9 protein-coding genes and 1 pseudogene are annotated in these 10,251 nt (G+C 40.6%); all 10 read left to right on the forward strand.

Annotation, left to right across the window (positions count from 1 at the left end; translation table 11 throughout):
- On the forward strand, positions 1–1,173 hold a 1,173-nt coding region (locus O3622_RS09750; protein ID WP_371607404.1), incomplete at its 5' end, for a DEAD/DEAH box helicase.
- On the forward strand, positions 1,170–1,832 hold the full coding sequence (locus O3622_RS09755; RefSeq protein ID WP_000995709.1) for a ComF family protein: 663 nt from the start codon (positions 1,170–1,172) through the stop codon (positions 1,830–1,832). The genes O3622_RS09750 and O3622_RS09755, both read left to right, overlap by 4 nt.
- 79 nt (positions 1,833–1,911) lie before the next feature.
- Positions 1,912–2,460 (forward strand): ribosome hibernation-promoting factor, HPF/YfiA family, encoded by a 549-nt coding sequence (gene hpf / locus O3622_RS09760; RefSeq protein ID WP_000599114.1) that lies wholly within the window; start codon positions 1,912–1,914, stop codon positions 2,458–2,460.
- 81 nt (positions 2,461–2,541) lie between these two features.
- Positions 2,542–3,720: an acetyl-CoA C-acetyltransferase gene (locus tag O3622_RS09765; RefSeq protein WP_008284495.1), complete on the forward strand. Its 1,179-nt coding sequence runs from the start codon at positions 2,542–2,544 to the stop codon at positions 3,718–3,720.
- 156 nt (positions 3,721–3,876) lie between these two features.
- Positions 3,877–5,850, forward strand: a complete 1,974-nt coding sequence (locus O3622_RS09770; protein ID WP_000739982.1) for a DHH family phosphoesterase — start codon at positions 3,877–3,879, stop codon at positions 5,848–5,850.
- Entirely contained in the window at positions 5,847–6,299 is a 453-nt protein-coding gene (rplI, locus tag O3622_RS09775; protein ID WP_033630528.1) for a 50S ribosomal protein L9, read from the forward strand. Before O3622_RS09770 ends, rplI begins: the two co-directional genes overlap by 4 nt.
- Before the next feature lie 43 nt (positions 6,300–6,342).
- The gene (gene dnaB / locus O3622_RS09780) at positions 6,343–7,695 is read left to right on the forward strand and encodes a replicative DNA helicase (RefSeq protein ID WP_000852476.1); all 1,353 of its coding nucleotides are present in this window, start codon (positions 6,343–6,345) and stop codon (positions 7,693–7,695) included.
- A 1-nt stretch (position 7,696) separates the two neighbouring features.
- Complete coding sequence (locus tag O3622_RS09785) at positions 7,697–7,963, forward strand: Veg family protein (protein WP_001278165.1); 267 nt, start codon at positions 7,697–7,699, stop codon at positions 7,961–7,963.
- A 99-nt stretch (positions 7,964–8,062) separates the two neighbouring features.
- The gene (locus O3622_RS09790) at positions 8,063–9,184 is read left to right on the forward strand and encodes an SH3 domain-containing protein (RefSeq protein ID WP_053092022.1); all 1,122 of its coding nucleotides are present in this window, start codon (positions 8,063–8,065) and stop codon (positions 9,182–9,184) included.
- A 117-nt stretch (positions 9,185–9,301) separates the two neighbouring features.
- Positions 9,302–10,251 (forward strand): annotated as a pseudogene (locus O3622_RS09795) (cell wall anchor protein); the annotation flags it as partial.

The following is a 10,251-nucleotide window of genomic DNA, read 5'->3' on the forward strand; positions in this document are numbered from 1 at the left end:
TGTAATAGTTTGATTCTAGAAGAATGGTATTTGCCTATTGGTGCCTACTATTGTAGGGAGTGTTTGCTGATGAAGCGAGTCAGGAGTGATCAAGCTTTGTACTATTTTCCGCAGGAAGATTTTCCTAAGCAAGATGTTCTCAAATGGTGTGGTCAGTTAACCCCTTTTCAGGAAAAGGTATCAGAGGGGTTGATTCGAGCAGTCGAAAAGAAAGAACCGACTTTAGTTCATGCTGTGACAGGAGCTGGAAAGACAGAGATGATCTATCAAGTTGTAGCTAAAGTGATTGATGATGGTGGTGCAGTTTGTTTGGCCAGTCCTCGAATTGATGTATGTTTAGAACTGTATAAGCGACTGCAGAATGACTTTGCTTGCGATATAGCGCTACTCCATGGCGAATCAGAGCCCTATTTTCGAACTCCCTTAGTAATTGCAACAACTCATCAGTTATTAAAATTTTATCATGCTTTTGATTTGTTGATAGTGGATGAGGTAGATGCCTTTCCTTATGTTGACAACACTATGCTTTACTATGCTGTAAAGAATAGTGTAAAGGAGGATGGATTGAGGATATTCCTTACAGCAACTTCTACAGATGAGTTAGATAGGAAGGTTCGCACAGGAGAATTAAAACGATTAAGCTTGCCGAGACGGTTTCATGGAAATCCTTTGATTATTCCTAAACCAGTCTGGTTATCGGATTTTAATCGCTGTTTAGAGAAAAGCCAGTTATCAACCAAGTTAAAGACTTATATTGAGAAACAGAGAAGAACAGGTTATCCATTGCTAATTTTTACATCAGAGATTAAGAAAGGCGAAAAACTAAAAGAAACACTACAGGTGTATTTCCCAGATGAGAAAATTGGTTTTGTATCTTCTGTCACAGAAAATCGATTAGAGCAGGTGCAAGCTTTTCGAGATGGAGAGTTGACGATACTGATCAGTACGACAATATTGGAACGCGGAGTTACCTTCCCTTGTGTAGATGTTTTCGTAGTAGAAGCTAATCATCGTCTCTTTACCAAGTCTAGTTTGATTCAGATTGGAGGGCGAGTTGGACGCAGTATGGATAGACCAACTGGTGAGTTGCTCTTCTTTCATGATGGATTAAATGCTTCCATCAAAAAGGCAATCAAGGAAATCAAGCAGATGAACAAGGAGGCAGGGTTATGAACTGTTTACTATGTGACCAGACTACAAAGAGTGAACTGACTTTTAGCAGTCTCTTCATTTTAAAAGATGACTGCAGTTATCTTTGCTCAGCTTGTGCTTCTAGTTTTGAGAAGATTGGTGAGAATTATTGCCCAAACTGTATGAAAAAAGGCATGTCAACTAAGTGTCAAGATTGTAAACTTTGGTGTAAAGAAGGAATTCAGGTTGATCATAAGGCAATCTTTACCTATAATCAAGCTATGAAAGACTTTTTCAGTCGATATAAGTTTGATGGCGATTTTTTGCTTAGAAAAGTTTTTGCTTCTGTTCTTGCTGAGGAGTTGAAAAAGTATAGAGGTTATCAATTTGTTTTGATTCCCCTAAGTCCTGAAAGATTGCTTGAGAGGGGATTTAACCAGGTTGAAGGTTTGGTTGAGGCAGCAGGCTTTTCTTTTAAAGATATATTAGGAAAAAGAGAAGAGAGCGCTAGTTCTTCTAAAAGCCGTTTGGAAAGGTTAGCTACTGAAATTCCATTTTTTATTAAAGATGGAATCTCACTTCCTAAGAAGATTTTGCTGATTGATGACATCTATACAACAGGGGCAACTGTGAATCGTGTGAAACGACTTTTGGAAGAAGCAGGTGCTTTGGAAGTTAAAACTTTTTCCCTTGTAAGATGAGGAAAAAATTTGCAAAATGAAAATGAAAGCGTTATAATATAGTTAGAAAAACAAAAATGTTTAGAAAGAAGGTACTTATATGATTAAATATAGTATCCGTGGTGAAAACCTAGAAGTAACAGAAGCAATTCGTGATTATGTAGTTTCTAAACTCGAAAAGATCGAAAAGTATTTCCAACCTGAGCAGGAGTTGGATGCACGTGTGAACTTGAAAGTTTACCGTGAAAAAACAGCAAAGGTTGAGGTAACAATTCCACTTGGATCTATCACTCTTCGTGCTGAAGATATTTCCCAAGATATGTATGGTTCTATCGATCTTGTAACAGATAAAATTGAACGTCAGATTCGTAAAAATAAAACTAAAATCGAACGTAAGAATAAAAGTAAAGTTGCGACAAGTCAACTCTTTACAGATGCTCTAGTTGAAGATGCAGATGTTGTGCAACCCAAAGTCGTTCGTTCAAAACAAATTGATTTGAAGCCAATGGATTTAGAAGAAGCCCTTCTTCAAATGGATTTATTGGGACATGATTTCTTTATTTATGTAGATGTAGAAGATCAAACAACTAATGTTTTGTATCGCCGTGAAGATGGTGAAGTTGGTTTGTTAGAAGTAAAAGAATCATAAAATAGAATTTTTAAAGTGGTTTACACCAGTGTAAACCATTTTTATATTGCATTATTATAAAAGGTATAAATGGGGGCAGTTATGAAAGACGTGGTGATTGTTTCAGCAGTGCGAACTCCAATAGGCTCCTTTGGAGGAAGTTTGAAGAATGTTTCAGCTGTTGATTTGGGAGCTTTGGTTATTAAGAGTGCTTTGGAAAAAGCCAATGTCAAACCAGAGCAGGTAGACGAAGTGATTATGGGGAATGTCCTAGGCGCAGGTTTAGGTCAAAACGTAGCTCGTCAAATGAGCGTTCATGCAGGACTCCCTGAATTTACACCAGCCTTTGCCATCAATAAGGTTTGTGGTTCCGGTTTGAAGGCCGTGCAGTTGGCTGCTCAAGCGATTCGATGTGGCGATGCAGATATTATCGTAGCTGGTGGTGCAGAAAACATGAGTCAGGCTCCATACGTTTTGCCAAGTTTCCGTTGGGGTGGTCGTATGGGAGATTCGAAAGTGGTAGATACCATGATTAAGGATGGTTTGTCTGATGCCTTTAACGAATACCATATGGGAATTACAGCCGAGAATGTGGCTGAAGAATATGGCATCAGTCGAGAAGAGCAAGATGCTCTTGCTTTAGAGTCACAAAAACGAGCAGTTGCAGCTATAGAATCTGGCCGCTTTAAAGAAGAGATTATTCCAGTTGTCATTCCTCAACGCAAAGGCGATCCTATCGTTTTTGATACAGATGAATATCCTAGAAAAGATGCTAGCTTGGAGAGTTTGTCTAAGCTAGGTCCTATTTTCAAAAAAGACGGTTCTGTCACAGCGGGAAATGCTTCAGGAATCAATGACGGGGCAGCAGCTGTCTTAATCATGAGTGCTGAAAAAGCTGAAGAATTAGGACTTTCAGTGATTGCCCGCATTCGTTCGTATGCAAGTGCAGGTTTGGATCCTAAGATGATGGGATGTGGACCGATTTATGCGACTCGCAAGGCTCTTGAAAAAGGCAATTTGACAGTTGAAGATCTCGACTTGATTGAGTCAAATGAAGCTTTTGCTGCCCAGGCTTGTGCAGTTGGTAAAACACTTGGTTTCAACACAGATATTGTCAACGTCAATGGTGGCGCCATTGCTCTTGGTCACCCAATTGGGGCCTCCGGTTGCCGTATCCTAGTAACGCTGGTACATGAGATGATGAAACGAGATGCTAAAACTGGGTTAGCAACTCTCTGTATCGGAGGAGGGATGGGGACTGCCCTTATCGTGGAACGTTAGGTGTTAGTGATCTGAACACGTGGGTAGGAGGGTGATGATCCCCTCCTCCTTTTGTGTCTGAAGTTAGAGAAATCAATCATGAAAGAAGGGCTTGCATCTTTTAAAGGGTCGCTTTTTAAGGGCATTTGTGATATAATAATGCGCAAGAGGTTTAGAATGAAAAAAAATAATTTAATCCCGTTTTCTGCAGTCTTGCTAGGACTTGCAACTTTCGGAATCTTAACTTTGCTGATTATTTTTTCACATAATCTTGCTGTAACAATCACTGTTTTGTTTTTATTTGTACTGCTTTATTTGCTTTTATTCGTTTGGCAAAAAAAACAGTATGAAAAGAGCGAAATTGAACAAATCCAATATGTAAATCACCAAGCCGAAAATAGCTTGAGTACTTTGCTTGATCAAATGCCGGTGGGAGTACTGAAATTAGACTTATCAAGTGGAGAAGTGGAATGGTTTAATCCCTATGCTGAGCTGATTTTAACTACTGAAGAAGGCGAAATTGATGTTGAGTTAATTCAAACCATCATCAAGGCTTCTGTTGGGAATCCAGGTTCGTATGCTACCTTGGGCGAAACACGATATGCTGTTCATATGGACAAGGCTTCGGGTGTTTTGTATTTCTTTGATGTTTCTGGGGAGTACGAAGCAACTGTCGAATTGGTAACTAGCCGTCCAGTCATTGGAGTCATCTCAGTAGATAACTATGATGATTTGGAGGATGCGACATCTGACTCTGATATCAGCCATATCAATAGCTTTGTAGCTAATTTTGTTTCAGAATTTGCTAGTAAGTATGCTATGTTTTCTCGCCGTGTGGGGATGGATCGTTTTTATGTATTCACAGATTACACGGTACTAGAGGAATTGATGAATGATAAATTCTCCGTTATTGATACTTTCCGAGAAGAATCAAAACAGAGGCAGCTAGCCCTAACTTTAAGTATGGGATTTTCTTATGGTGATGGAAACCATGAAGAGATAGGGAAAATTGCCTTGCTCAACTTGAACTTAGCAGAAGTTCGCGGTGGTGACCAGGTGGTGGTCAAGGAAAATAACGAAACCAAGAATCCTGTCTACTTTGGTGGAGGAACTGCTGCATCTATCAAACGTACTCGTACACGTACCAGAGCCATGATGACAGCCATTTCTGATAAGATTCGAAGTGTTGACCAAGTTTTTGTAGTCGGTCATAAAAATCTAGATATGGATGCTTTGGGATCTGCTGTCGGTATGCAGTTGTTTGCAAGTAATATTATTGAGAACAGTTATGCTGTCTATGATGCAGAACATATGCCAGCAGATATCAAACGTGCTATTCAGTTCTTGAAGAAGGAAGATGTCACGAAACTTTTATCTCTTACAGATGCGATGAAGTTAGTTACAAACCGTTCATTATTGATTCTGGTGGATCATTCCAAGACGGCTTTGACTTTGTCAAAAGATTTTTATGATTTGTTCACTCAAACTATTGTTATTGACCATCATAGACGTGATCAGGATTTCCCTGAGAATGCAGTCATCACCTATATTGAAAGTGGGGCAAGTAGTGCCAGTGAGCTGGTCACAGAATTGATTCAGTTCCAAAATTCTAAGAAAAATCGTTTGAGTCGTATGCAGGCCAGTGTTTTGATGGCTGGTATGATGCTGGATACCAAGAATTTCACATCTCGCGTGACGAGCCGAACCTTTGATGTGGCTAGCTATCTGAGAACACGGGGAAGTGACAGTATTGCTATCCAGGAGATCGCTGCGACAGATTTTGAAGAGTACCGTGAGGTAAATGAACTCATTTTACAAGGTCGTAAGTTAGGTTCAGATATCTTGATTGCCCAAGCTAAGGACTCAATGTCTTATGACACAGTTGTTATCAGTAAGGCTGCTGATGCTATGTTGGCTATGTCTGGTATTGAGGCTAGTTTCGTTCTGGCAAAAAATACACAAGGATTTATCTCCATCTCGGCTCGAAGTCGTAGTAAAATCAATGTGCAACGCATTATGGAAGAGCTGGGTGGTGGAGGTCACTTTAATCTAGCTGCCGCGCAAATCGAGGATATGAGTTTGTCGGAAGCAGGAGAAAAATTGACTCAACTAATCTTGGAAGAACTAAAGGAAAAGGAGAAAGAAGAATGAAAGTAATCTTTTTAGCAGATGTTAAAGGAAAAGGGAAGAAAGGCGAAATCAAGGAAGTGCCAACTGGCTATGCTCAAAACTTCCTGATTAAAAAGAATTTGGCCAAGGAAGCGACTGCTCAAGCAGTGGGTGAGTTGCGTGGAAAACAAAAATCTGAAGAAAAAGCTCATGCAGAGATGATTGCTGAAGCAAAGGCTATCAAGGCTAAGCTTGAAGCAGAAGAAACTGTTGTAGAGTTTGTTGAAAAGGTTGGACCAGATGGCCGTACATTTGGCTCTATCACTAACAAGAAAATTGCAGAAGAATTGCAAAAGCAGTTTGGTATTAAGATTGACAAACGCAATATTCAAGTGCAAGCACCAATTCGAGCAGTAGGTTTGATTGATGTACCAGTGAAGATCTATCAAGATGTTACAAGTGTCATCAATCTTTGTGTAAAAGAAGGTTAAGTTTACAACTTCTTGACAAGATTGTAAAAGGAAGGAAAGTCGGATGGCAGAAGTAGAGGAACTGCGAGTTCAACCTCAGGATATTTTGGCAGAACAATCTGTTCTGGGGGCTATTTTTATAGATGAGAGTAAGCTCGTTTTTGTCCGAGAATACATTGATTCTCGTGACTTCTTTAAGTATGCTCATCGGTTGATTTTCCAAGCGATGGTAGATTTGTCGGATCGTGGGGAAGCAATTGATGCGACGACAGTTCGGACGATTTTGGATAGCCAAGGGGATCTCCAAAATATTGGTGGCTTGTCCTATCTTGTTGAAATCGTCAACTCTGTACCAACTTCAGCTAATGCGGAGTATTATGCTAAAATTGTAGCTGAAAAGGCTATGCTACGTCGCTTGATTTCCAAATTGACAGAGTCTGTCAACCAAGCCTATGAGGCTTCTAAGCCTGCAGATGAAATCATTGCTCAGGCTGAAAAGGGGCTCATTGATGTTAGCGAAAACGCCAATCGTAGTGGTTTCAAGAACATCCGAGATATTCTAAATATCAACTTTGGGAACCTAGAAGTTCGGTCACAACAAACAACGGATATCACTGGTATTGCAACGGGCTACCGTGATTTGGACCATATGACGACAGGTCTTCATGAGGAGGAGTTAATTATCCTAGCGGCGCGACCAGCAGTTGGTAAGACGGCCTTTGCTTTGAACATTGCTCAGAACATCGGGACTAAGTTGGACAAGACGGTTGCTATCTTTTCGCTGGAAATGGGTGCGGAAAGTCTAGTAGACCGTATGTTGGCTGCTGAAGGTTTGGTGGAGTCCCATTCTATCCGTACAGGTCAATTGACTGATGAGGAGTGGCAAAAGTATACCATTGCTCAAGGGAACCTAGCTAACGCGAGTATCTATATCGATGATACGCCAGGGATTCGAATCACGGAAATTCGTTCGCGTTCACGTAAACTGGCTCAAGAAACAGGCAATCTAGGCTTGATTTTGATCGACTACCTACAGCTTATCACAGGTACTGGTCGTGAGAACCGCCAACAAGAAGTCTCTGAAATTTCTCGTCAGTTAAAAATTCTAGCTAAGGAGCTAAAGGTTCCAGTCATTGCTCTTAGTCAGTTATCTCGTGGAGTTGAACAGCGTCAAGATAAGAGACCAGTCTTGTCTGATATTCGTGAATCGGGTTCTATCGAGCAGGATGCGGATATCGTAGCCTTTCTGTACCGTGACGACTACTATGATCGTGCAGGTGAAGAAGAGGAAGGAATTCCAAATAACAAGGTTGAGGTTATCATCGAGAAAAACCGTAGTGGAGCTCGTGGAACGGTGGAATTGATTTTCCAAAAAGAATACAATAAATTTTCAAGTATCTCAAAGAGGGAGGCATAAGATGTCAGATGCATTTACAGATGTAGCCAAGATGAAAAAAATCAAAGAAGAGATCAAGGCGCATGAGGGACAAGTCGTTGAAATGACTTTGGAAAATGGCCGTAAGCGCCAAAAAAATAGATTGGGTAAGCTAATTGAGGTTTATCCATCTCTATTTATCGTTGAATTTGGGGATGTTGAAGGAGACAAACAAGCCAATGTCTACGTTGAATCCTTTACCTACTCAGATATCTTGACAGAAAAGAACTTGATTCGCTATCTAGACTAAGAATCCTAAAATGAAGTGAGCTTTGCTCACTTTTTTCTTTTTCTCCCGAATAGTATAAACGAGGGTAACCTCGGAAATTTATATTATTAAGGAGAATGAATGACGTTTTTTAAATCAGGAGTTAAGAAGAGTAGATGTACTCAGTTGAGTGTAGGGCTGGCTACTTTGTTTGTTACAAGTACCTTTTTGTTTGGTGGAGAATCGGTTCAAGCTGATAGTGTAGCGCGTGGAGATGACTATCCGCTTCACTACAAAAATGGTAGTGTTGAAATCGATCAGTGGCGGATGTATTCTCGCCAGTGTACCTCTTTTGCGGCCTTTCGTTTGAGTAGTGTAAATGGCTTTGAGATTCCTCCTGCCTATGGAAATGCAAATGAATGGGGACATCGTGCAAGGCGAGAAGGCTACCGTGTGGATACTAAGCCAGAAGTTGGGGCTATTGCTTGGTCGACAGAAGGTTATTATGGGCACGTGGCCTGGGTATCAAATGTGTCGGGGGATACGATTGAAATCGAAGAGTATAACTATGGGGTTCGAGAAAAGTATAACCGTCGAAAAGTCAAGGCTAGTTCGATGACAGGTTTTATTCATTTCAAGGATTTATCTACTAGCCATAGTGCGGGTGAGAATGCTCGTAGCTCAGAGCTTCCGTCTAGTGGGACAATGGTATTCACGGGGAAATCGCCTATTATGGACCAACCATCAAGCACAGGACAGGTTATTGACTACTATTATGCTGGTGAGAGTGTGAGTTATGATCAAGTTCTTGAAAAGGACGGTTATAAGTGGCTCGGTTATTTGTCTTATAGCGGTTCTAGAAGATATGTGAAGTATGAAAAGTTAAGCAATACAGAGAATGGGTGGAAAAAAGAAGGAGGGAGTTGGTATTACCAAGAGAATGGTAAGCTAGCAACAGGATGGAAAAAAGTTAACAGCAATTGGTATCATTTAAAAGAAAATGGGGCCATGTCAACTGGCTGGATTAAGGATGGCTCTCACTGGTATTATCTAAAGGCTTCGGGTGAGATGCAGACGGGCTGGCTTAAAGACAAGGGAACTTGGTATTACTTAGAGGAATCTGGCCGGATGAAAGCTAGTCAATGGTTCCAAGTCTCGGGGAAACATTACTATGTCGATGCTTCGGGAGCCTTAGCTGTTAATACGATTATTGATGGCTACAGACTAGACAGAAATGGGGTAAGAATAGGAAGTGTTTCTTAAACATCATCCAAGCTTTCTTCTTGTTCATAAAATTTTAAAATGGATATCGAATTAGTTGACGTTCATTAAGTAGTATAATATAATAATATTAAAAAACTATAAGAGGGGCATTGTCTAATGGACAAGAAGAAAGTTATTTTAACAAGTTTAGCAAGTGCAGCTGTATTGGGTGCTAGTGTACTCGTTTCACAGCCTTCAGTAGTTAAGGCAGATGAAGGGAAAACAGAAGAGCAGGCAGTTGTTCCTGCACAACCACAAGCTGGAACAGAAGGGGAGAGCGGTGCTCAAACTGAAAAGGGATCAGAAAACGCTAGTCCAGCTAATCCTGGTGCGACAAATTCAGCTAAGATGACCAAAGAAGAGTTGATGAAGGCTTTGGATGAACTTGAGGAACAGGCTATTAGTGATATTAAGGATAAGGAAGCAATTGAGGACAAAGAGGAGGCAGCTGAAGCTGTGAAGGAATATATCGGTAAGATGTATATTTCAGATACTCTTGAGTCTGGAGAGCTTAGCTTAGATAATATCATCGCTGAATTGCCAGAAGGTGCAGAAGATAAGGCTGTGGTAACAGGCCCTGAGATTCAAACTAATAAAAAATTATCTACTGAGGAGAAGACTCTACTAGACCATGCTGAAAAAGATGCCAAAGAACAAGTTTCTCAAGCGACGGATGCTCTGGTTCAAGCCCTAGAATCTCTTGAAAATGCTGTAATTGAAGATATTAAAAAAGACGCTTCAATCACCGATAAAGAAACGGCCATCAAAGAAGCCAAAGAAGAGATCGGTAAAGAAGACCTTTTGAAGGCTATCGCAGATGAGGATTTGGAGATTGGTGATGTTATTGTAGACTGGCCAGCAGATACGAGCGAGCACAAAACAGTAGTTGAACCTGTATCAGAATTCACAGATGAAGACCAAGCTAAGTTAGACGAAGCTGATAAAGAGGCTCAGGTTGATGTAGCTAAAGTTCGCTCAGATTTAAGCGCTACCCTAGAAAAAATTGAAAGAGAGACAATCGACGACATCAACAAAGATGCCACTATCACTGATAAGGAAGCAGCGAT

This window comes from Streptococcus sp. 27098_8_51 (assembly GCF_041432205.1).
In the GTDB taxonomy this organism is placed as follows: Bacteria; Bacillota; Bacilli; order Lactobacillales; family Streptococcaceae; genus Streptococcus.

Excerpts from the sequence above, each read along its gene's own strand:
- O3622_RS09755 (WP_000995709.1), top strand. The coding sequence starts at position 1,170 with ATGAACTGTTTACTATGTGACCAGACTACAAAGAGTGAACTGACTTTT.
- hpf (WP_000599114.1), top strand. The coding sequence starts at position 1,912 with ATGATTAAATATAGTATCCGTGGTGAAAACCTAGAAGTAACAGAAGCA.
- O3622_RS09765 (WP_008284495.1), top strand. The coding sequence starts at position 2,542 with ATGAAAGACGTGGTGATTGTTTCAGCAGTGCGAACTCCAATAGGCTCC.
- O3622_RS09770 (WP_000739982.1), top strand. The coding sequence starts at position 3,877 with ATGAAAAAAAATAATTTAATCCCGTTTTCTGCAGTCTTGCTAGGACTT.
- rplI (WP_033630528.1), top strand. The coding sequence starts at position 5,847 with ATGAAAGTAATCTTTTTAGCAGATGTTAAAGGAAAAGGGAAGAAAGGC.
- dnaB (WP_000852476.1), top strand. The coding sequence starts at position 6,343 with ATGGCAGAAGTAGAGGAACTGCGAGTTCAACCTCAGGATATTTTGGCA.
- O3622_RS09785 (WP_001278165.1), top strand. The coding sequence starts at position 7,697 with ATGTCAGATGCATTTACAGATGTAGCCAAGATGAAAAAAATCAAAGAA.
- O3622_RS09790 (WP_053092022.1), top strand. The coding sequence starts at position 8,063 with ATGACGTTTTTTAAATCAGGAGTTAAGAAGAGTAGATGTACTCAGTTG.